Source organism: Streptomyces sp. NPDC006259 (assembly GCF_042870975.1).
Taxonomy (GTDB): domain Bacteria; phylum Actinomycetota; class Actinomycetes; order Streptomycetales; family Streptomycetaceae; genus Streptomyces.
Window position 1 is genome coordinate 390,353 of sequence record NZ_JBIAHY010000003.1, and the last position, 22,507, is coordinate 412,859.

General features: G+C 71.7%; 14 protein-coding genes. 5 read left to right on the plus strand and 9 right to left on the minus strand.

The annotated features are described in order from the left end of the window. Positions 1–10: 10 nt before the first annotated feature. Together ACFYO5_RS13165 and ACFYO5_RS13170 are read right to left on the minus strand one after the other, a co-directional pair. Complete coding sequence (locus ACFYO5_RS13165; RefSeq protein ID WP_388707892.1) at positions 11–2,677, minus strand: cellulose binding domain-containing protein; 2,667 nt, start codon at positions 2,675–2,677, stop codon at positions 11–13. 178 nt (positions 2,678–2,855) lie between these two features. Then, positions 2,856–5,771: a glycoside hydrolase family 48 protein gene (locus tag ACFYO5_RS13170; protein ID WP_388707895.1), complete on the minus strand. Its 2,916-nt coding sequence runs from the start codon at positions 5,769–5,771 to the stop codon at positions 2,856–2,858. Between the two features lie 1,139 nt (positions 5,772–6,910). Between ACFYO5_RS13170 and ACFYO5_RS13175 the strand changes: the two genes are divergently transcribed. The 3 genes from ACFYO5_RS13175 (at position 6,911) to ACFYO5_RS13185 (ending at position 10,667) form a co-directional block, all read left to right on the plus strand. Continuing rightward, positions 6,911–8,644 carry a glycoside hydrolase family 6 protein gene (locus ACFYO5_RS13175; RefSeq protein ID WP_388707899.1) on the plus strand — a complete coding sequence of 578 codons (1,734 nt, stop codon included), beginning with the start codon at positions 6,911–6,913 and terminating at the stop codon, positions 8,642–8,644. Between the two features lie 253 nt (positions 8,645–8,897). After that, positions 8,898–9,866, plus strand: a complete 969-nt coding sequence (locus tag ACFYO5_RS13180) for a class I SAM-dependent methyltransferase (RefSeq protein WP_388707902.1) — start codon at positions 8,898–8,900, stop codon at positions 9,864–9,866. Between the two features lie 63 nt (positions 9,867–9,929). Next, positions 9,930–10,667, plus strand: coding sequence for an SDR family oxidoreductase (locus ACFYO5_RS13185; RefSeq protein ID WP_388707904.1), 738 nt, complete (start codon positions 9,930–9,932; stop codon positions 10,665–10,667). 64 nt (positions 10,668–10,731) lie between these two features. Here the strand turns inward: ACFYO5_RS13185 and ACFYO5_RS13190 are convergent, their stop codons facing one another. The 3 genes from ACFYO5_RS13190 to ACFYO5_RS13200 form a co-directional block, all read right to left on the minus strand. After that, positions 10,732–11,568, minus strand: a complete 837-nt coding sequence (locus ACFYO5_RS13190; RefSeq protein ID WP_388707907.1) for an aldo/keto reductase — start codon at positions 11,566–11,568, stop codon at positions 10,732–10,734. 97 nt (positions 11,569–11,665) lie between these two features. After that, positions 11,666–13,492 (minus strand): AMP-dependent synthetase/ligase, encoded by a 1,827-nt coding sequence (locus ACFYO5_RS13195; protein ID WP_356561619.1) that lies wholly within the window; start codon positions 13,490–13,492, stop codon positions 11,666–11,668. A 234-nt stretch (positions 13,493–13,726) separates the two neighbouring features. Next, positions 13,727–15,226: an MFS transporter gene (locus ACFYO5_RS13200; protein WP_388707910.1), complete on the minus strand. Its 1,500-nt coding sequence runs from the start codon at positions 15,224–15,226 to the stop codon at positions 13,727–13,729. A 110-nt stretch (positions 15,227–15,336) separates the two neighbouring features. Here ACFYO5_RS13200 and ACFYO5_RS13205 point away from each other — a divergent pair, with 110 nt between their 5' ends. Then, on the plus strand, positions 15,337–16,317 hold the full coding sequence (locus tag ACFYO5_RS13205; RefSeq protein ID WP_388707913.1) for an Lrp/AsnC family transcriptional regulator: 981 nt from the start codon (positions 15,337–15,339) through the stop codon (positions 16,315–16,317). Positions 16,318–16,649: 332 nt separating this feature from the next. Here ACFYO5_RS13205 and ACFYO5_RS13210 read toward each other — a convergent pair whose 3' ends face one another. Beyond that, the gene (locus ACFYO5_RS13210) at positions 16,650–17,546 is read right to left on the minus strand and encodes a LysR substrate-binding domain-containing protein (RefSeq protein WP_356561625.1); all 897 of its coding nucleotides are present in this window, start codon (positions 17,544–17,546) and stop codon (positions 16,650–16,652) included. A 177-nt stretch (positions 17,547–17,723) separates the two neighbouring features. Here ACFYO5_RS13210 and ACFYO5_RS13215 point away from each other — a divergent pair, with 177 nt between their 5' ends. Further along, positions 17,724–18,803, plus strand: coding sequence for a bile acid:sodium symporter family protein (locus tag ACFYO5_RS13215; RefSeq protein ID WP_388709209.1), 1,080 nt, complete (start codon positions 17,724–17,726; stop codon positions 18,801–18,803). Positions 18,804–18,969: 166 nt separating this feature from the next. Here the strand turns inward: ACFYO5_RS13215 and fdhD are convergent, their stop codons facing one another. From fdhD to ACFYO5_RS13230, 3 genes are read right to left on the minus strand one after another with little or no spacing between them, the layout of a single operon-like run. Then, on the minus strand, positions 18,970–19,818 hold the full coding sequence (fdhD, locus tag ACFYO5_RS13220; RefSeq protein ID WP_388707917.1) for a formate dehydrogenase accessory sulfurtransferase FdhD: 849 nt from the start codon (positions 19,816–19,818) through the stop codon (positions 18,970–18,972). 4 nt (positions 19,819–19,822) lie between these two features. Beyond that, positions 19,823–20,683 (minus strand): 2Fe-2S iron-sulfur cluster-binding protein, encoded by an 861-nt coding sequence (locus ACFYO5_RS13225; protein ID WP_388707920.1) that lies wholly within the window; start codon positions 20,681–20,683, stop codon positions 19,823–19,825. Continuing rightward, on the minus strand, positions 20,680–22,503 hold the full coding sequence (locus tag ACFYO5_RS13230; RefSeq protein ID WP_388707923.1) for an NADH-ubiquinone oxidoreductase-F iron-sulfur binding region domain-containing protein: 1,824 nt from the start codon (positions 22,501–22,503) through the stop codon (positions 20,680–20,682). The genes ACFYO5_RS13225 and ACFYO5_RS13230 overlap by 4 nt, the downstream gene beginning before the upstream one ends. Between the last annotated feature and the right edge of the window lie 4 nt (positions 22,504–22,507).

The following is a 22,507-nucleotide window of genomic DNA, read 5'->3' on the forward strand; positions in this document are numbered from 1 at the left end:
CTCGGGCCGGTCAGCTCACCGCGCAGCTCCGATCGCCCAGCGTGAACGCGGTCGGTTTCACGTTGGTGCCGGACCAGTTGCCCGTGAAGCCGAAGCTCACCGAGGAGCCCGCCGCCACGGTGCCGTTCCAGCCGATGTTCTTCGCGGTCACCGTCGCACCCGACTGGGTGTACTCGGCGTTCCACAGTTGGGAGACCATCTGGCCGTTGGCGAAGGCCCACTTCAGCGCCCATCCCGACCAGGCGGTGGTTCCCGTGTTGGCGAGTCTCACGTCCGCCTGGAAGCCACCGGACCACTGGTTGGTGACCGTGTACGTCACCGTGCAGGCGCCCGTCGGTGTCGGGTCCGTACCGCCACCGCCACCGCCACCGCCACCGCCTCCGGGGTCCGAGGTGTCGCCGTAGACGACGCCCCGGCCGTTGGTCGAGACGTAGACGCGGCCGTAGACCCGCGGGTCACCCGTGATCGCGGCGCCGGTCCAACCCCACTGGTGGGCGTCGTCGTTGATCCGGGTCCAGGTCGCGCCCCTGTCCGTGGAGCGGAAGATGCCGCGCACACCGCCGATCTTCGCGCTGGTGTAGAGCGTCTGGTACGAGGCACCCGCGGCCGCCTTGCCGAAGCCGATCGTGTCGGCCTCCTGGACGTTCGACAGCTTGCCGAAGCTCGCGCCGCCGTCCGTCGAGTGCCACAGCCCGTACGCCCCGTCGCTCGCCCCGCCGGCCAGCCAGATGTCGCCCTTCGTACCGGGCAGCGCCTGGAACCGCACGCTGTCCCCGCTGGGCAGACCGGTCGCCGAGGACGCGGTGAAGGTCGCGCCGCCGTCCGCACTCACATAGAACTTGCCCGACTTGAAGCCGTAGAAGGTCTTGGCGTCGACACGGTCGGACTCCACGATCGCGCCGGCCGGGATGCCGCTCGACGCCGACCAGGAGGTGCCGAAGCCCGTCGTGTGGTGCACGCCGGCACCCGCCGGGCTCCACACGAAGCGGCTGCCGTCGGCCGCCGCCGCCACCGTCCCCCCGCCGCTCACCCCCGCGGGGTCGGTGCCGCCGAACCAGTTGGCGCCGTTGTCCGTCGAGAACGCCACATGCGGGCCCGAGTCGAGATCGCCGGTCCGCACCACCGTGTTCGGGCTGGACTCGGCGAAGTCCAGGCTCGTCGTCGTGGTGAAGTTCGGCGAGGTGAACATCATCGACGGGACCTTGGTCAGGTCGGTGTGCCGGAAGCCGCCGATGTCGCCGAGGGCGCTGAGCAGCGGTGCACCCGCCGGGGGCGAGGCGAGGTCGTTGACCGCGGTCTCCTCCAGACCCTGCACCATCGGCTTGATGGTGAACTGGCTCCCGGAGTCCCAGTTGGTCAGGTTCTCCGTGCCGTAGAGCGTCGCGCCGGTGCCGTACATCATCCGGTTGGAGTCGAACGGGTCGATCTCCAGCGACTCCGTCATCCAGCCCAGCTTCGGCGTCTGCTCGGGCGGTGACGGGTTCGCGCCCCAGGTCAGCCAGGGGGAGGACGAGACGTCCATGGTGTACCGGTTCTGGCGGGTGGGATACGACGTGTAGTCCCACGCCTTCGTCCAGGTGCCGCCGCTGTCGGTGGAGCGGAAGATCTGGGTGTCCGGCCACCAGGAGCTGTAGGCGGTCGCCATCACCGTGCCGGGATGCTGCCGGTCGACCGTCAGCCCGCTGAAACCGTAGTACGTGTCGGCCTCCGCGACCGGGCTGATGTCCGTCCAGGCGCCGGTCGCCGTCGTGTACCGGTACAGCCGGCCCTTGCCGCCGTCGTACGGGCCGCCCTTGTCGCTGTATGCGATGTACAGCTGGCCGTTGACGGTATCCAGTACACCCTTGTGCGCCAGGTGTCCCGTCGGCTGTCCGGCCACCCGCGACCAGGTCGCACCCGCGTCCGTCGAGCGGTACACCGCGTTGTCCGTGTCCGCGACGCCGACGTAGATCGTCTTGGTCGCGCTGCCCGACGTGCCCGTCGACTCGTCGAAGGTGACCCAGACGATGCCCTGGTTGTCGGAGGCGTAGCCGCTCGTGTCGCTCGGATCCTGCACGTAGTCACCGACGTTGGGGAAGTTCGCCACCTGCGACCAGGTGACACCCGAGTCCGTCGACCGCCACAGTCCCCTGCCGCTCGGCGCGCCCAGGTACAGCACGCTGTTGCGGTTCGGGTCGACGGCGAGGCGCTCGCCCATGCCCCGGCCGGGCATGTTGCCGCCCAGCTTGAACGGCAGGTCCGTCTTCTGCCAGCTCGCCCCCCGGTTCGCGGAGCGCAGGACCGCCCCGTTCCCCGGGTCCCAGCTGTTGGTGTACGTGCCGACGGCCGCGTACACCCGGTCCGGGTCGACCGAGTCGGAGGCCAGGCTCACCACACCCGTGTGCCCCCAGTCCGCCCAGCCGACCGAGTCCAGCAGGGGGGTCCAGGTCCTGCTGCTCTGCTGCCAGCGGTAGGCGCCGCCGATGTCGGTGCGGGCGTAGGCGAGGTTCTTCTCCTTGCGGTTGAAGACGATGCCCGGGACGAAACCGCCGCCGTCGATCCGGGCGTTCTTCCAGGTGTACGACTCCGCCGCGAGCGTCGTGGGTGGGGCGCTGTCGGCGGCCAGCGCGGGCGGGGTGCCGGCGAGCAGGCCGGCCGCGAGCGCCAGCGCGGCCGTGAGGATACGGGTTCTTCGCACGGTGGGGATCCTTCCTCGCGAAGCCATGTGAGCCCGGACGAGGCCGTGGGGGCCGTGGGGAGGTCACAGGCCAGAGGTCAGAGGTCGGGTGAGGGGTCGTGCGGGAAGTGCGACGACCGGGCGGTCCCCTGTGCGGGTGGGGACCGCCCGGCGCGGTACGCGGAGCCTTAGCGGGGGCTTATTCGAGAAGCTCCGCGTACGAGCCCATGGCCATGGCGATGTCCGCCTGGGCCCAGAAGCGGTGGTACGTGAACACGGGCGCGGCTCCGCCCGCGAGATAGCTCTCGATCTTCGACCAGGACGGGTCGTCCTCGTAGAAGGACCTGATCGAGTCGAAGGTCGAGGAGGCGTTGATCGGGTCGCCGTTCGGCATCGTGCCGGTCCAGCCGCTCGGGACGTACACGCCGTCGTCGAAGCGGTTGTAGTCGGCGCGGGTCTCGGGGACCGCGATGCCGAGGGCGTCCTGGTTGTTCTTCCACATGCCGTCCAGGAGCGCCTTGGCGGTCGACTTCGCCTCCGCGTCACCGGACTTGGCGGCGTAGTACGTCAGGGTCCTGGCGTACGCGGCCGCCACGCCGACGTCGTTGGTGTAGTCGGCGACCGTGACGTGAAGTCCCGTGTTGGCGCTGGGACTCGACGCGTTCCAGGTGTCGGGCCGGCCCGACCACTGGAGGGTGGAGGGGATGCGGAAGGTGCCGTCCGGGTTGATCGTGGTCTTGGACAGCGCCCAGTCGACCCACTTGTCGAGGACGACCTTGGCGTCCGCGTCACCCGTCTGCTGGTAGTACTCGGCGACCCGCTCCATCGACCACGCCTGGAAGCCGAACCACTGGTTGGACGGCGGGTCGTGGTAGACGGGCTGCTCGTCGTAGTACATGCCGTAGAAGGTCGACGTGCCGGCCGGGGGAGTCGCGTAGCGGCCCGCCCAGCTGTTCGTCGCCCCGCCCGCGATGGCGCCCTCGCTGGACTGGAGCCACCGGTAGAACTCCAGCTGCCGGTCCAGCGACTTGGCCCAGTCCGCCTGTCCCGTCGCCGACTTGGGCTTCAGATCGGCGTAACTGCTGAGCGCGTAGGCGGCCAGGGGGTTCTGGTAGCCGCCGTGCGCATGGCTGGAACCGATGCGCCAGGCCCAGCCGGCGCTGGTGTCGGTGGCGCCGCCCCACGCGTAGTACCAGGACAGCAGGTAGTGCGAGGAGTCCTTGCCGGTGCCCGCGGGGCAGGTCGACGGACCCACGCAGTTGCCGATCTTCTTGAAGTACTTGTCGTACATCGCGTAGCGCAGGTAGTCGCCCATCTTGGCCGCCTTGGCGACGGTGGCCGAGACCTGGCTGCCCTTGCCCTGCTGCTCCGCCCAGACGTCCGCCCAGTACGCGGCCTGCACGGCCCGCGCGTCGGCGTCCGGGGCGTTGGTGAACTTCCACTGCTTGGCGTAGGAGGCGTCACCGGTGAACAGGTCCAGGTAGCCGTTCCTGCCGCCGTACTTGAAGGCGTCACAGGTGGGCTGCGGCACCGTCTCCCACACCGACTCCTGCGCACCGCGCTGGAAGGTGTTGATGTACGACGGGCCGGTGTCGGCCGGGCCGGCCTCGCACTTGCCGGGGGAGTTGCCGTAGCCGTACACGTTGTCGACGTCCTGGAGCCAGTGCATACCGTAGACGTCGTCCGTGCCGTACGCGGTCTTCAGTTCACCGGCGATCGGATCCTGTCCCACCGACGCCGAGGCGTCCAGCTTCGCCGGGTACTCGTTGGGCGTGTCCAGTTCCGGGGCGTACGTCGCCGGCTTGGACGCGTTGTAGAAGGAGTTCGTCGGCTGGTCGGCGTGGGTGGGGATCATGTACTTCTCCATGATCTCCCAGGCGCCGTTGAACTTGGTCCAGTCGCCCGTGACCTTGCCGTACATCGCCTGGAGCCAGAGCAGATAGCTGTAGGCCTCCGACGTGGTCTCGTGCCCGTGGTCCGGAGCCTCGACGATCAGCGTCTCCACCGAGTGGTAGGGAATGCCCTCGGGGGAGAAGTAGCCGCTCGCCGGGTTGGTGATCTTGCCGTACAGCTCCAGGAAGCGCGCGTCGTACGCCTTGGACGCGGCGATCTGGGTGACCGTGACCGAGGCCTTCGCGTGTCCGTTCGCCGACGACTCGAAGGTGGCCGTGCCGGTGCCGGAGCCGTTGCCCGTGATGGTCACCTTCTGCGCGGTGTTCCAGTTCGACGGAGTGAACGTCAGGCTCGCGCCGCCGGTCACCGTGAGTCCCGAGTTGCCGCTCGTCCGGGCGGTCGTCACGGTCACGTTGGCCGAGGGCTGGGTGGAGAGCCGTATGTCGTACGTCCCCGTCTTGCCCTGCTGGACGGCGAGTTGCGTGGTGGAGGCCACCACCGCCGGTCCGGAGGCGACCGTGATGCCGACCGGCGTGGAGGAGGCGGAGGCACCGAGGCTGTCGTAGGCCTTCGCCACCAGCGAATGACTGCCCACGGTCAACCCGGAGGCCGACAGGGAGTAGGGCGCGCTGGTGTCGGTGCCCAACAGGGTCGTGTCGTCGTAGAACTCGACCTTGGTGACGGTCGCGCTGTCCGCGGCCGCCGCGGTGGCGGCGAGCGGCACCGCGTTGCCCTGGGTGTAGACCGCGCCCGCGGCCGGGCTGGTCAGGACGGTGATCGGCGGCTGGTGGGCGCCGGTGCAGGGGGTGCCGTTGACCGAGAAACCGGCCGGAGCGGCGTTGCTGCCGCTGTAGGTGAACTGCGCGCCGGTGCTGACCGCCGCGCCGGCCGCGACCGTCCCGTTGTAGGAGGCGTTGGTGACCGTGATCTGCTTGCCCGACTGCGACCAGCTGCCGTTCCAGCCGTTCGTCAGCCTCTGGTCACCCGCGTAGGCGTACGTCAGGCTCCAGCCGCTGATCGGGTCCGTGCCGCGGTTGGTGAGGGTCAGGTCCGCGGTGAAACCGGAGCCCCAGTCGTTCGTCTTGTAGTCCACGCTGCACTGGAGTGCCGCAGCCTGGGCGGTGGTCGTGGTGGTGCTCAACATGGCCAGCGGGAGCGCGAGGGCCGCCACGGCGGCGGTCCACAGCCGCCGCGCCGTGCGACGTCTGCGTGAGGGATCCATGGTGCTGGTTCCTCCTTGCGGCTCGGAGAAGTGGGGAGGAGCAACAAGCCTTGAACCAGTGGGAGCGCTCCCATAGTGAGGATGGGGGTGGGGGCGGTCAAGGTGCTTGAAGAGTCGAAAAGATTCGACAGTCGATGCCGAGGAAAGTCGGGCAACCCCCCTGTTCTTTGCCGACGCTTGCCGCTAGCTTCGTTGACACCAGTGGGAGCGCTTCCATCAGTCGACGCGTCCGTACCGACGTGCCCGATCTGTGAGGAGTCGCTCCATGCGACACCCCCCGCGTTCAGTACTTTTAGCCGTCGCCGGCACGGTCGCCCTCGCCCTGGGCGCCACGCTGCCGGTCAGGGCGGCACAGGGCACCCGGCCCGTTCGGTGGCCCGCGTCGAGGCACCCGGCATGACGCCGGTCGTCGAACCGCACCGGACGTACGGCCAGTACACGGGCGACTCGGCCGGCTGCTCCGACGTGCGCGCCGATGGCCGGCAGCCGATGCCGGACCCGCGGTACACACCGGCGTTCCGGAAGCCGGTGGCCGACACCTTCGGGAACGGCCCGGCCGTCGTGTCCGGCCCGTTCCACGAGCCCTATCCCGACCGCGCGACCGCCACGGCCACCCGGCCCGGCAGTGCCGACGGGACGGCGGTACCTGCCCCGGCATCGGGTACGAGGTCGCCGGTATACAGGATCCGGTCGACGCCGTACGGTCGACCGGCGCCGATAACGTGATCCTCACCGACGGGATCGCCTCCTGCGACGACCCCATCCAGTGGCCGCCGCACGAACCGGCCGACCCGACGGACAACCGTGCCGCCCGGCACGTGCACCACGTGCGCCGGGCACGCGCACCACGTCGACTCCCGTTCCGACGCGGGCTGCCGAGCCCCACACTCGGCCCCGCCCTCATAGCTGGGCCGGACACGGAACACCCACCCGGGACGGCTCCACCGGTCCGTCCCCGATCTCGCACCACGACGGGACACCCACCGCGTACGGCAGGGGGCCGCGATCATCCGCGCCCCCGACGGGCCCGCACCCCGTACCACCGGACCACACCGGCACCACCGCACCACCGCACCACCGCAACCGATAGGGAAACGCGCACCGATCGACACCCGCAACCGAGAAGGAAACCCGCACTCATGAGCCGTAGCAGAACAGCGACACTCGCCGCGCTGGCGCTGGTCGCCGGTGCCTCCGGGACGGCACTGGCCGTCGTCCCCGGCGACGCCGGCGTCACCGCCGTGCCGTGCACCGTGGACTACAAGGTGCAGAACGACTGGGGATCCGGCTTCACCGCCAGCGTCACCGTCACCAACAACGCGGCTGCCAAGTCGAGTTGGGCCGTGAAGTGGTCGTACGCCGGAAGCCAGAAGGTCACCAACGGCTGGAACGCGAAGATCACCCAGTCCGGCACGGCCGTCACCGCCGCCAACGAGAGCTACAACGGCACACTGGCGACGGGCGGTTCGGCCAGCTTCGGGTTCCAGGGCACCTACAGCGGCAGTAACGCGCTCCCGACGGCGTTCACCCTCGACGGCGTCACCTGCAACGTCGACGGCGGCGGCCCGACCGACCCCGGCCCGACCGATCCCGGCCCCACCGACCCCGGCACCCCCGGTACCAGGGTCGACAACCCCTACGCCGGCGCCAAGGTGTACGTGAACCCCGAGTGGTCGGCGAAGGCCGCCGCGGAACCGGGCGGCACCCGCGTCTCCAACCAGCCCACCGGCGTCTGGCTCGACCGCATCGCCGCGATCAACGGCGCCAACGGGACCATGGGCCTGCGCGCCCACCTCGACGAGGCGCTGAAGCAGAAGGGCTCCGGCGAACTCGTCGTCCAGCTGGTCATCTACAACCTGCCCGGACGCGACTGCGCCGCCCTGGCCTCCAACGGCGAGCTGGGCCCGACGGAGATCGACAAGTACAAGACGCAGTACATCGACCCCATCAAGGCGATCCTCGGCGACTCCAAGTACGCCGGGCTGCGCATCGTCAACACCATCGAGATCGACTCGCTGCCCAACCTCGTCACCAACACCGGCGGCCGGGTCACGGCCACCCCGCAGTGCGACGTGATGAAGGCCAACGGCAACTACCAGAAGGGCGTCGGCTACGCCCTGAACAAGCTCGGTGACGTGCCCAACGTCTACAACTACATCGACGCCGGACACCACGGCTGGATCGGCTGGGACGACAACTTCGCCCCCAGCGCGGCCCTGTTCAAGGAGGCCGCGACCACCGAGGGCGCCACGGTCAACGACGTCCACGGCTTCATCACCAACACGGCCAACTACAGCGCCCTGAAGGAGAACAACTTCACCATCAACGACTCGGTGGCCGGCAAGTCGGTCCGCGAGTCGAAGTGGGTCGACTGGAACCGCTACGTCGACGAGCTGTCCTTCGCCCAGGCCTTCCGCAACCAGCTGGTGACGACCGGCTTCAACTCCGGCATCGGCATGCTGATCGACACCTCCCGCAACGGCTGGGGCGGTTCGGCCCGGCCCACCGGTCCCGGTGCCCTGACCACCGTCGACACCTACGTCGACGGCGGCCGCTACGACCGCCGCATCAACACCGGCAACTGGTGCAACCAGGCCGGTGCGGGCCTCGGTGAGCGCCCGAAGGCCAGCCCGGCCGCCGGGATCGACGCCTACGTGTGGATGAAGCCCCCGGGGGAGTCCGACGGCTCCAGCAGCGCCATCCCGAACGACGAGGGCAAAGGCTTCGACCGGATGTGCGACCCGACCTACACGGGTAACCCGCGCAACGGCAACAACCTGTCGGGCGCCCTGCCCAACGCGCCCGTCTCGGGGCGTTGGTTCTCCGCCCAGTTCCAGCAGCTGATGCAGAACGCGTATCCGCCGCTGCCGTAACCGAACGACCCGCCGGGGATCAACGCCCCGCTCTCCCCGGCGCAGTGCCCGGCCGCTCCCGTTCACCGGGAGCGGCCGGGCCGCGTTCGCCCGGGCCGCGTTCGCCCGGGCCGCGTTCGCTCGGGCCGCGTTCGCTCGGGGAACCGTCCGCCCGGAACCGTTCGCCGTCTTTTTGCCGTCCCGGCAACAGCGGTGGCCACCGGCCGGTGCGTCGACGCACGCTGTCGGCACCACGGACGAGAGGCTGACCACCATGGCGCGCGAACAGCACGAACAGCACGAACAGCACCAGCAGCACGAGCAGCAGCACCAGCACGGCGGCCACGCCCAGCCCGGCCCCCACGGCCACGGCCACGGGAACGGCACCGACATCGACTGGGCCGAGATGGCACCGCACCTGGAGGCCCAGGCCGAACTCTTCATGCCTCTGTACGAGAAGGCCCTGTCCTGGCTCGGCAAGGAGGTGACCGAGCCGGGTCTGATCGTCGACGCCGGCAGCGGACCCGGCGTGGTGTCCTGTCTGTTCGCCGAGATGTTCCCGGGCGCGCGGGTCATGGCCGTCGACGGCTCCGGACCGCTCCTGGAGCGGGCGCGGGCACGCGCCGGCCGACGCGGATTCGACGACCGCTTCGGCACACTGGCCGGCGAACTGCCCGGCGTGCTCGACGAGTTGGACTACCCCGCCGACCTGATCTGGGCCGGCCGCAGTCTGCACCACCTGGGTGACCAGCGCGCCGCCCTCGCCGCGTTCGCCGAGCGGCTGGCGCCCGGCGGCACGTTGGCGATCATGGAGGGGGGCCTGCCGAGCCGCTTCCTGCCGCGCGACCTCGGATTCGGCCGCCCGGGTCTGGAGGCGCGGCTGGACGCGCTGGAGGCGGAGTGGTTCGCCCGGATGCGCGCCGACCTGCCCGGAGCCGTCGAGGAGACCGAGGACTGGGCCGCGCTGCTGGGTGCGGCGGGCTTGAAGCACGCCCGCACCCGTACCTTCCTGCTCGACCTGCCGGCCCCCGCCTCCGACCGCGCCCGCGCCTACATCGCCGCCTCCCTCGGCCGTCTCCGGGACGTCTTCGGGGCCACGCTCGAGGCGGGCGACCGGGCCATGCTCGACCGGCTGCTCGACCCCGGGGACCCGGCGGGCGTGCACCGCAGGCCGGACGTGTTCGTGCTGGCCGCCCACTCGGTGCACACGGCGGTCAAGTCGGTCCGCGACGAGACTTCTTGACTTCGAGAGCGCTCCAAGTGATGGACTCCGTGCCGTTCACGCTGCACGCAGGGGGTACACATCATGAGCAGTTCTCCGGACACGACCGGCGCACCCGGAACGACGACCGCGCCGGTCGCCCTCATCACCGGCGGCGGCAGCGGCATCGGCGCCGCCGTCGCACGGCGCCTGCTGGACGCCGGGTACCGGGTCACCGTCACGGGCCGCGGCGAGGATCGGCTGCGCGCCTTCGCCACCGAACTCGGCGAGCCCGAGGGGCTGCTGACCATCGTCGGCAGCGCGTCCGACTACGGCCACGTAAAGTCGGCGGTCGACCGTACGCTCAAGGCGTACGGTCGACTGGACACGGTCGTCGCCAACGCTGGCGCCGCCACCCACGACTCCGTCGCCGAAGGCGACCCCACCGGCTGGACCGACATGGTCCTGACGAACGTGCTGGGCCCCGCCCTTCTCGTGCGCGCCTCGATCGACGCGCTGAAGGAGAGCCGCGGCCGGATCGTCCTGATCGGCAGCGTCGCCGGCTTCGTGCCCACCGCGGGCAACGTCTACGGCGCGACCAAGTGGGCGGTCACCGGGCTCGCCGAGAACACCCGCCGGCAGGTCACCGAATGGGGTGTCGGCGTCACCCTGATCGCGCCCGGCCGGGTGGAGACCCCGTTCTGGGACGGCTACGGCAGCCTGCCGCCCGGACACCTGCTGACCGCCGACCAGATCGCCGACTCCGTGGTGTGGGCGGTCCGCCAGCCCGAGGGGGTCGACATCAACACCGTCGTCGTACGCCCGGTGGGACAGCCCAACTGAGCGAGCGACGTGCGAAGGGCGCCCCTCGGCAGGAGGGGCGCCCTTCGTCGGTCGGTCCGGAAACTCAGCCGACGTCGAACGTGGCCGGGTCGGGGCCGATGCGCCGGTCCTCGTTCAGCGCGCTGATCGCGGCGAGGTCCTCGGTGTCGAGGCTGAAGTCGAACACCTCGATGTTCTCCCTGATCCGCGACGGCGTCACGGACTTCGGGATCACGACGTTGCCGAGCTGGAGGTGCCAGCGCAGCACGACCTGGGCCGGGGTGCGGTCGTGCTTGCGGGCGATGGCGACGATCGCCGGCACCTCCAGCAGCCCCTTGCCCTGGCCCAGCGGTGACCAGGCCTCGGTGGCGATGCCCCGCTCGGCGTGGAACTCCCGCGCGGCGTGCTGCTGGAGGTGCGGGTGCAGCTCGATCTGGTTGACCGCGGGGATGACCGAGGTCTCGGCGATGAGCCGCTCCACGTGCTCCGGCAGGAAGTTCGAGACGCCGATGGCCCGCGCGCGGCCGTCCGCGAGGAGCTTCTCGAACGCCTTGTAGGTGTCGACGTAGGTGTCGCGGGCCGGCAGCGGCCAGTGGATCAGGTACAGGTCGACGTGGTCGAGGCCCAGCTTCTCCAGCGAGGTGTCGAACGCGCGGAGCGTCGCGTCGTAACCCTGGTCGGCGTTCCAGAGCTTGGTGGTGACGAAGAGGTCCTCGCGGGCCAGGCCGGAGGCGGCGAGGGCCTTGCCGGTGCCCTCCTCGTTGCCGTAGATCGCCGCTGTGTCGATGCTGCGGTACCCGGCCTCCAGTGCGGTGGTCACCGCCTGCTCGGCCTCGTCGTCCGGCACCTGCCAGACGCCGAAGCCCAGCTGGGGCATCTCGACGCCGTTGTTCAGGATGATCGGGGGGACCTTGCTGCTCACGAGCTCTTGATCCTTCGGTTGTCCGTCAAGTGGTTCTCCCATCGTCAACGATCACGGGGTGTGATGCATTCCTGACCCCGGAACGCGCAGCCGGGGCTCACGTCCCGTACAGCGCGTCGACCTCGGCGGCATACGTGTTCTCGATGGCCTTGCGCTTCAGCTTCAGGGACGGGGTGAGGAGGCCGTGCTCCTCGGTGAACGGCTGGGCGAGGATGCGGAAGGTGCGGATCGACTCGGCCTGCGAGACCATCGTGTTCGCCGCCACGACGGCCCGGCGCACCTCCGCCTCCAGGTCCGGGTCGCGCACCAGCTCGGCGGGCGTCAGCCGCGGTTTGTCGCGCATCTGGAGCCAGTGTTCGACGGCCTCCTGGTCGAGGGTGACCAGGGCGGCGACGAACGGCCGGTCGTTGCCGACGACGATGCACTGGTTCACCAGCGGATGGTCCCGGACGCGTTCCTCCAGCAGCCCCGGTGAAACACTCTTGCCGCTGGAGGTGACGAGGATCTCTTTCTTGCGGCCCGTGATGGTGAGGTAGCCGTCCTCGTCGAGGGAGCCCAGATCGCCGGTGGCGAGCCAGCCGTCGTGCAGGGTCTCGTCGGTGGCCTTGGGGTTGTTGAGGTAGCCCTGGAAGACGTTGTCGCCGCGCAGCCAGATCTCGCCGTCGTCCGCGATGTGCACGGTCAGGCCGGGGATGGCCTGGCCGACGGTGCCGTACCGGGTGCGTCCTGGCGGGTTGGCGGTGGCGGCCGCGGTCGTCTCCGTGAGGCCGTAGCCCTCGTAGATCTGCACGCCGGCGCCCGCGAAGAACAGGCCGAGCCTGCGGTCCATCGCCGAGCCGCCGGACATGGCGTGCCGGACGCGGCCGCCCATGGCCGCGCGCACCTTGGAGTAGACGAGCTTGTCGAACAGCTGGTGCTGCATCCGCAGCCCCGCCGAGGGGCCCGGCCCGGTGCCCCAGGCCTTCGCCTCGACGGCTTCCGCGTAGTCCACGGCCACCTCGACGGCCTTCTCGAACGGCCCCGCCCTGCCCTCCCGCTCGGCCTTGCGACGCGCCGCGTTGAACACCTTCTCGAAGATGTACGGCACGGCGAGGAAGAAGGTCGGCCGGAACGCGGCCAGGTCGGGCAGCAGGGCGGCGGCGTGCAGTTGGGGCTGGTGGCCGAAGCGGACCCGGCCGCGGATCGCGGCGATCTGCACCATCCGGCCGAAGACGTGCGCGAGCGGCAGGAACAGCAGCGTCGCCGCCTCGTCGCCCTTCTTGGAGTGGAAGACCGGCTCCCAGCGCTCGATGACGGTGTCCGCCTCGAACATGAAGTTGCCGTGGGAGATGACACAGCCCTTGGGCCGGCCGGTGGTGCCGGAGGTGTAGATGACCGTCGCGGTCGACTCCGGGGTGACCGCCTCGCGGTGCCGGTGCACCACCTCGTCCTCGAGGTGGGCGCCGGCGTCGTACAGCTCCCGCACACACCCCGCGTCCAGCTGCCACAGCCGGCGCAGCCGGGGGAGGCGGTCGATGACGGTGGCGATCGTCATGGCGTGGTCCTCGTGCTCGACGACCGCCGCGGTGACCTCGGAGTCGTACAGCATCCAGAAGCACTGCTCGGCCGAGGAGGTCGAGTAGACGGGGACGACCTGGGCGCCGATGGTCCACAGGGCGAAGTCGAAGAGGGTCCACTCGTAACGGGTGCGGGACATGATCGCGACGCGGTCGCCGAACCGGACGCCTTCGGCGAGGAGGCCCTTGGCGAGGGCGAGGACCTCGTCGCGGAACTCGGCGGAGGTCACGTCCCGCCAGTCGCCCCGCTCGTCCTTGCGGCCCAGCGCGATGTGGAGCGGGTCGTCCTGGGCGTGCTCGAACACGACGTCGGCCAGACCGCCCACCGGCGGTGCCGACGCCAACGGAGGGTTGGTGAACTCGCGCAAACCCCGCACCCCGCTTCTCATGGCCGCACAGCGCCGTGAAAGCTACCCCACGCCCGCGCGGGGCGGGAGGGGGCCGGAAAATGGGACATTCTCTCGTCCGTGCTGGTGAGTGCGGGAAAATGGGTCCACCTGCGGAGGGGTCGGACAGAAAAACTGACCGAAGAGTAAGTTCCGGTGCCGTAATCTCCACCGAATCTGCCCGACCCGCTTACGCCGCCCACCCGGCGCGAAGGGTCAGCCGCGCGTCGGCGCGGTCCCTTCGGACAGCGACGGAGCGACCGGTTCCGTCCCGCCCTCGCGGCCGCGGCGCTCCGGCCCGACCAGCACCAGGACGAGGGCACCGGCGACCAGCCCGGCGGCGCCCGCCGTGAGCAGCGCCGCGTCGAGCCCGGCGGCGAACGCCGTCCGCAGGGCGTGTTCGCCGTACGCCCCGCGCAGCGCCCCGGCGCCGCCGCCCGCCAGTGTGTGGGCCGCCTCGCGCGGCAGCGCACCGGTCGCCCGCGAGGTCACCACGGTGCCGAAGAGGGCGACCCCGAGCGCGTAGCCGAGCTGGCGCACGGTGCTCACCGCGCCGCCCGCCATCCCCGCCCGCTGCGCCGGCACGGCGGCCAGCGCCGCGCCCGCGACCGTCGGCGCCACCAGCCCGGTCCCCACGCCCACCAGCACGAACCCGGGCGACAGCGCCGTCCAGGACGACCCCGCGTCCAGGACCGACTGGGCGCAGCAGCCCGCACCGATCAGCAGCAGCCCGCCGCCGATCGCCAGCCGGGCGGGCACACCGTGCAGCAGCCTGCCCACCAGCACCGCGACGACCATGGCCGCCACCGTCATCGGCAGCAGCGTCAGCCCAGCGCGGACCGGACTCATACCCAGCAGCGTCTGCATCCAGATCGACAGGTACGGCGTGACCCCGAACGCCACTGCGTTGAAGGCGAACGCCCCCAGCATCGCCCCGACGAAGGCGGGCCGCCGCAGCAGCGCCAGATCCAGCAGCGGGTGCGCGGCCCGGCGCTCCACCAGCACGAAGCAGACCAGCGCCAGCCCCGCGAGCCCCGCCGACACCAGCGTGGCCGTCGCGCCCCAGCCGTCCTCCCCGGCCCGCACCACCGCGTACGTCGTGCCGCCCGCGAACCCGGCGAACGTGACCGTCCCCGCCCAGTCCACGCTCATCCCGCGCGGCCCCTTCGACTCCGGCACCACCTTCAGCGTCAGCCACACCGCGACCACGCTCACCGGCAGGTTCACGAGGAAGATCCACCGCCAGCCGGGTCCCGCGGTGAGCAGCCCGCCCAGCACCGGCCCGACCGCCGCGGCGCCGCCGCTGACCGCGCCCCACACCCCGAGCGCGGCCGAGCGCCGCCGCCCCTGGTACACGGCGCCGAGCAGGGGCAGCGTCGTCGCGAGCATCGCCGCCGCGCCGACCCCCTGCACCGCGCGCGCCGCGACCAGCGTCCCCGGCCCCGGGGCGAGCCCGCAGAGCAGGGAGGCCACCGCGAACAGCACCACCCCCGCCACATGCACCCGGCGCCGCCCCAGGACGTCGGCGGCGGCGCCCGCCGCCAGCAGCAGCGCGGCCAGCGCCAGCGCGTACCCGTCCACCACCCACTGAAGATCGCTCAACGACGCGTCCAGCGCCTTCGCCATGTCGGGCAGCGCCACCACCACGATCGTCACGTCCAGCAACAACATGAACGTGCCCAGACACACCGCCGTCAGCGGCCCCCATACGCGCATGACTCCCACTCCCTCTCGAGGAACACGAACGCTCCGTACGATGAGCGGATGCCGGACGATCAGCAGGGAAAAGGGCGGCAGCGCGACGGAATCCGATGGGGGAGCGGCCGATGAGAAGGGAATCCGACACCTTCGACGAACTGGACCTGAAACTGATCTGTGCCCTGGAGATCGACGGGCGGGCCTCCTTCAGCAGACTCGGCGCCGCCCTCGGTGTCTCCGACCAGACCGTCGCCCGCCGCTACCGCAGACTGTGCGCCGAGGGCGGCCTGCGCGTCGTCGCGGTCCGCGACGCCGAGCGGCTCGGCCAGGACCAGTGGATGCTGCGCCTGCGCTGCGTCCCCGACAGCGCCACCGTCATCGCCGACGCCCTCGCCAAACGCCACGACACCAACTGGATCGGCCTCGGCTCCGGCGGCACCGAGATCGTCTGCATGACCCGCCCGCGCCGCCCCGGCGACCATGACGACCTGCTCCTCGGCAGACTCCCGCGCACCCCGAGCGTCGTGGAGATCCGCGCCCAGCAGATCCTGCACCGCTTCTACGGCGGCCCCAGCGGCTGGCTGCGCAAGTTCGGGGTCCTCGACGACGACACGACCGCGGCCCTGCTGCCCCGCCACGGCACGCCCGCCGGGCCGGCCCGCATCGACCCCGAGGACGAGCCTCTCCTCGCCGTCCTCGAACGCGACGGTCGCGCCGGCCACCCCGCACTCCAGCGGGCCACCGGCCGCTCGGAGTCCTCCGTCAAACGCCGCCTCGGCGCCCTGCTCGCCTCGGGGGCCGTCTACATCGACGTCGAGTACCACTCCGAGATCCTCGGCTTCCCCCTCACCGCCGCCCTCTGGATCACCACGACACCCGCCGCCCTGCACACCGTCGGCGAGGCCCTGGCCGGCCACGACGAGGTGGCGCACGCGGCCGCCACGGCCGGCCCGTCGCAGATCGTCGTCACCGCCGTCGCCCGCGACACGGCGGGCCTCTACGCCTATCTCAGCGGGCCCCTCGGCCGGCTGGAGGGCGTCCAGCACGTGGAGGCGACGCCGTTCCTGCGCAGGATCAAGCAGCTCACCTACCAGCGTCCGGCGCGCTAGTCCGCCAGGGTCCGACGAACGATCCGAGAGTCCCCGGCCGGGGCACCGGTCGCACCGATCGCACCGGCCGGCCCCGATGGCGCGGCCCGCGCCCGTCCGACCGGGGCCAGGCGGCCCGGTCCGGACCCGCCCGGCGGGGGCCCACGGCGCGGTCGGCACGAGCCGGGCGGGGTCAGGCGGCGCGGTCCACACGAGTCGGCCGGGTCAGACGGCCGGTCCGGTCCTGCCGGGCCGGGCCCGATGGCGCGGCCGCGCCCGCCCGGCACAGGTCAGGCGCCGGTCCGGCCCTGCCCGGCCGGGCTGATGGCGCGGTCCACACGAGTCGGGCGGGGTCAGGCGGCGCGGTCCGGGCCCGCCCGGCGGGGGCCGCGTCGGTGCAGGCGGTCGCCGCCCGCCAGGATCGCCGCCGCCAACGCGTCGGCCGCGCCCTGCGCCGCCGTACGCCGCCGCCCGTGCACCAGGACGAACTCCACCCGGCCCAGCTCGGGCAGGCCCGCCCGCTCCGGGACGCGCACCAGGCCCGGCGGGATCAGGCCGCGCGAGTGCGCCATCACGCCCAGTCCCGCGCGGGCCGCCGCGATGAGACCGTTCAGGCTGCCGCTCGTGCACACGATCCGCCACGCCCGCCCCTGTCGCTCCAGCGCCTCCAGGGCGAGGGCACGGGTGATCCCCGGCGGCGGGAAGACGATCAGCGGCACCGGGCGGTCGGCGTGCAGCCGCAGCCGGTCCGCGCCGATCCACACCAGCTCGTCGTGCCGGACCAGCTCGCCGCGCGGATCCTCGGGGCGCCGCTTGGCCAGCACCAGGTCCAGCTTCCCGGCCGCGAGCTGCTCGTGCAGCGTGCCGGACAGCTCCACGGTCAGCTCCAGGTCGACCTCCGGATGGTCGTGCCGAAAGCCTTCCAGGATCTCCGGCAGCCGCGTCAGCACGAAGTCCTCGGAGGCGCCGAAGCGCAGCCGCCCGCGCAACCGGGTACCCGTGAAGAACGCCGTCGCCTGCTCGTGCACCTCCAGGATCCGGCGCGCGAAACCCAGCATCGCCTCGCCGTCCTCGGTCAGTTCCACCGAGTGCGTGTCCCGGGTGAACAGCGTCCGCCCGGCGGCGTCCTCCAGACGGCGTACGTGCTGGCTGACGGTCGACTGGCGCAGCCCGAGCCGCCGGGCGGCCTGCGTGAAACTCAGCGTCTGGGCGACCGCCAGGAAGGTGCGCAGCTGGGAAGGTTCGTACACACCGGCCACCGTACCGGTCATCACGGTGCGCGATCACAGTGAGAGCGGTATGCCGGATTCCCGATCACGGAGTCGGGGAGGACGATGGACGGGGGGTCCGCGGGCCTCACGGCATGTGAACGAACGAGCGAGAACGACAAGTGGAGCACCGTGAAACACCTTCGCCGGCCGACCCGGATGCCGATCGACCCGTACATCCTCCTGCTGCTCGGGACGGTCGGTCTCGCGGCGCTCCTGCCGGCCCGCGGCGACGCCGCCGACGTGGCCTCCGGCGCCTCCACGGCCGCGATCGCCTTCCTCTTCTTCCTGTACGGCGCCCGCCTCTCCACCCGGGAGGCGGTGGACGGGCTCAGGCACTGGCGGCTGCACGTCACGGTCCTCGCCTTTACCTTCGTGATCTTCCCGCTGCTCGGCATGGCGACCCGCGGCCTCGTCCCGGTGATCCTCACCGACCCGCTCCACCAGGGACTGCTGTTCCTGACCCTGGTCCCGTCGACCGTCCAGTCCTCGATCGCCTTCACCTCGATCGCCCGCGGCAACGTGCCCGCCGCGATCTGCGCCGGCTCCTTCTCCTCACTGGTCGGCATCGTCGTCACGCCCCTGCTCGCGGCCGCGCTGCTCGGCAGCAGCGGCGGCTTCTCCGCGGACTCCCTCGTGGAGATCGTGCTGCAACTGCTCGTGCCGTTCGTGGCGGGGCAGGTGCTGCGGCGCTGGATCGGCGGGTTCGTCACCCGGCACAAGAAGGTCCTCGGCTACGTCGACCGCGGCTCGATCCTCCTCGTCGTCTACACCGCGTTCAGCGAGGGCATGGTCCAGGGCATCTGGCACCAGGTCAGCCCGGCCAGGCTCGCCGGTCTGCTGGCCGTCGAGGCCGTCCTGCTCGCCGTGATGCTCACGCTGACCTGGTACGGCTCCAAGGCGCTGCGGTTCGACCGCGCGGACCGGATCGCCATCCAGTTCGCCGGGTCCAAGAAGTCCCTGGCCTCCGGACTCCCCATGGCGAGCGTCCTGTTCGGCGCGCACGCCTCCCTCGCCGTGCTGCCGCTGATGCTGTTCCACCAGATGCAGCTCATGGTGTGCGCGGTCATCGCCAAGCGCCGCTCGCACGACCCGGAGGCGGAGAGCGAGAGGGATACGGCGAGCGGGACGGGGGCGGAGAAGGACTCGGAGGCGGAGACCGCGACGGGGACGGTCGCGGCGGGGGCGACGGACGCGGTGTCACGGTCCGCGGCCGACAGGCAGGCGCCATCGCGCTGAGGGCGTTCGCGCCGGGAACGGTGCGGGGTGGCGCTGCGGGGCGGGGACGCCTTCGCGCCGGGGCGGCCGCCCCACTCGCCGGGGGGCGTGGTCGAGGCGGGGCCCCTGCGACGCAGGGGGCGCTCCCCGCCGGTCGGGGCCCCGCCGCCGTGCCGCGGGCGGCCGCCTAGCCCCGCGCGGCCGTGGTCCGCAGGGCGATGCGGTCCTCACCCGCGTACACGTTCATGGAACTGCCCCGCAGGAAGCCCACCAGCGTCAGTCCCGTCTCCGCCGCCAGGTCCACCGCCAGGGAGGACGGCGCCGACACCGCCGCGAGCACCGGGATGCCCGCCATCACGGCCTTCTGCGCCAGCTCGAACGAGGCCCGGCCCGACACGAGCAGGATCGCGCGGGACAACGGCAGGCCGCCGCTCTGCAGGGCACGGCCGACCAGCTTGTCGACCGCGTTGTGCCGGCCGACGTCCTCACGGACGTCCAGCAGCTCGCCGCCCTCCGAGAACAGGGCCGCCGCGTGCAGGCCACCGGTGCGGTCGAAGACGCGCTGGGCCTCGCGCAGCCGGTCGGGCAGCACGGCGAGGAGTTCCGGTTCGATGCGGAGCGGGGGAGTGTCGGCGATGGGCCAGCGGGTCGTCGTACGGACCGCGTCCAGGCTGGCCTTGCCGCACAGGCCGCAGGAGGAGGTCGTGTACACGTTCCGCTCGAGGGTGATGTCGGGGAGGCTGAGGCCCGGCGCGGTCCGCACGTCGACGACGTTGTACGTGTTCGATCCGTCGACGGTCGCCCCGGCGCAGTAGACGATGTTCTGCAGGTCGGATCCCCGCGCCAGTACGCCCTCGCTGACCAGGAATCCGGCGGCCAGCGCGAAGTCGTCACCGGGCGTGCGCATGGTGATGGCGAGGGGTTTGCCGTTGAGCCGGATCTCCAGCGGTTCCTCCGCGACCAGCGTGTCCGGGCGAGTGGAGACCGCCCCGTCGCGGATGCGGAGCACCTTGCGTCGTTCGGTGACTCGTCCCATGTCCTCAGCCCCGGTTCTGTACGTGCTGGTAGCCGAAACGGCCCTTGATGCAGAGATTGCCGTGGGTCACCGGGCTGTCGTGCGGCGAGGTGACCTTCACGATCTCATTGTCCTGCACGTGCAGCGTCACGTTGCAGCCCACACCGCAGTACGCGCACACGGTCGTCGTCCTGGTCTGCGCCGACTCGTCCCAGGTACCCGCCGCCCGCCGGTCGAACTCCGACTTGAAGGACAGCGCCCCCGTCGGGCACACCTCGATGCAGTTCCCGCAGTACACACACGCCGAGTCGGTCAGCGGCCCGTCGTGCTCCACGGCGATCCGGGCGTCGAAACCACGGCCCGCGACGGTGATCGCGAAGGTGTTCTGCCACTGCTCGCCGCAGGCGTCGACGCACTTGTAGCAGAGGACGCACTTGCCGTAGTCGCGGACGTAGAGGTCGTTGTCGACCCTGGGTTCCTCGTTCAGGCGGGCCGCGTCGGGGCCGAAGCGGTCCGGCTTCGCCCCGTACTCCTTGATCCACTCCGCGGCCGACGGGGTCGTGGACAGATCGACCGAGGACGCGAGGAGTTCGAGGACGATCTTGCGGCTGTGCCGGGCGCGTTCGGTGTCGGTACGGACCTCCATGCCGGGCTCGGCCCTGCGGGAACAGGCCGGGACGAGCGTGCGCGAGCCCTCGACCTCCACGACGCAGAGGCGGCAGGCGTTCTTCGGGGCGAGCGTGTCCCCCTGGCACAGCGTCGGCACGTCCTTCCCCACCGCCCGGCAGGCGTCCAGGATCGTCGAGCCCTCCGGCGCGCGCACCGGTTCGCCGTCGACGGTGAACTCCAGCAGGCGGCGCGGGATCCCCAGCGGTGTCACGGTCATTCGTATGCCCCCAGACGGTCGATCGCCGACTCCACGGCGTTCCACGCGGTCTGCCCGAGACCGCAGATCGAGGCGTCCCGCATCGCGCGGCCCACCTCCCTGAGCAGGGCGATGTCCTCGGCGGCCGCCGCCCCCGTGCGCTCCGCGATCCGGTGCAGCGCCTCCTCCTGGCGGACCGTCCCGACCCGGCACGGTACGCACTGCCCACAGGACTCGTCGCGGAAGAACTCGGCGATCCGCACCAGGAGCCGGGGCAGCGGGACCGTGTCGTCGAAGGCCATCACGACCCCGGAACCGAGGGTCGTGCCCGCCTCGCGGGTGCCCTCGAAGGTGAGCGGGACGTCCAGCTCGTCGGGGCGTACGAAGCCGCCGGCCGCCCCGCCGAGCAGCACCGCGCGCAACCGGTCGCGGACGCCCGCCCGCTCCAGCAGCTCGCCCAGCGTCGCGCCGAACGGCAGCTCGTAGACTCCGGGCCGTTCCACCGACCCCGACACGCAGAACAGCTTGGGGCCGGTGGACGCGGCGGTGCCGATCGCCGCGTACGCCGGAGCGCCCATGGTCAGGATCGGCAGGACGTTGACCAGCGTCTCCACGTTGTTCTCGACCGTCGGCCGGCCGAACAGGCCCTTCTCCACCGGAAAGGGGGGCTTCGAGCGCGGCTCACCCCGGTAGCCCTCGATCGAGTTGAACAGGGCGGTCTCCTCACCGCAGATGTAGGCGCCTGCGCCGCGCCGGATCTCGATGTCGAAGGAGTAGCCCTGGCCGAGGATGTCGTCACCGAGCAGTCCACGGGCGCGCGCCTGGTCGACGGCACATTGCATACGGGACATCGCCCGCGGATACTCGCCGCGCAGATACAGGTAGCCACGGTCCGCGCCGACCGCGTACGCCGCGACCGTCATCGCCTCGACGAGCGCGTAGGGGTCACCCTCCATCAGCACCCGGTCCTTGAACGTGCCCGGTTCGGACTCGTCGGCGTTGCACACCAGGTAGTGCGGACGGTCCGGCCGGGACGCCGTCGCCTGCCACTTGCGGCCGGTCGGGAAGGCGGCGCCGCCGCGCCCCACCAGCCCGGAGTCGGTGACCTCCCGGATGACGCCGGCCGGGCCGAGGCCGAAGGCGATGCGCAGGGCCGCGTAGCCGCCGTGGGCCCGGTAGTCGTCCAGCGAGGCGGGGTCGACGACGCCCACCCGGCGCAGCAGGACCAGCCCGTCCTCGCCGGCCTGCGGGAGGGCCGCCACGGCGGGCGGCTCCGCCGCCGCCGAGTCCGGCGCGCTCGCGGCGAGCACGGCCTCGCGCACGGTCGCCGGCGCCGCCACCGCCGTACGCACCGGGTCGCCCGCCCTGATCGCGAGGGCGGCCGGAGCACGTTCGCACAGGCCCAGGCAGGGCCCGCGCTCGACCTGGACACCGCTGCCGGGGCCGAGCGCCGCCTCGATCCCGGTGCACAGGTCCCGCGCCCCGGCGGCCGTGCACGCCAGGTCCGTGCAGACGTGCAGGACGGTCGCGGGGCGGGGCCGGACGGAGAACATCGCGTAGAAGGTGGCCACCCCGTACGCCTCCGCCGGCGGCACGGTCAGCCGGCGGCACAGGTAGTCCAGGGCGCCCTCGCTGATCCAGCCGACGCGGTCGTTGACGGCGTGCAGCCCCGGCAGCAGCAGCTCGCGCCGGTCGCGGGCTTCGCGTCCGCCGCGCGCCCATCTGAGGTCGGCGTCGCTGCGGTCGGCGCCCTCCCAGGAGGACAGCGGAGGGCCCAACAGGGCGTCGACCGCCGCCCGTTCCTCGTCCGTCGGCTTGCTGTCGCCGAAGTGCAGGTCCACGCCG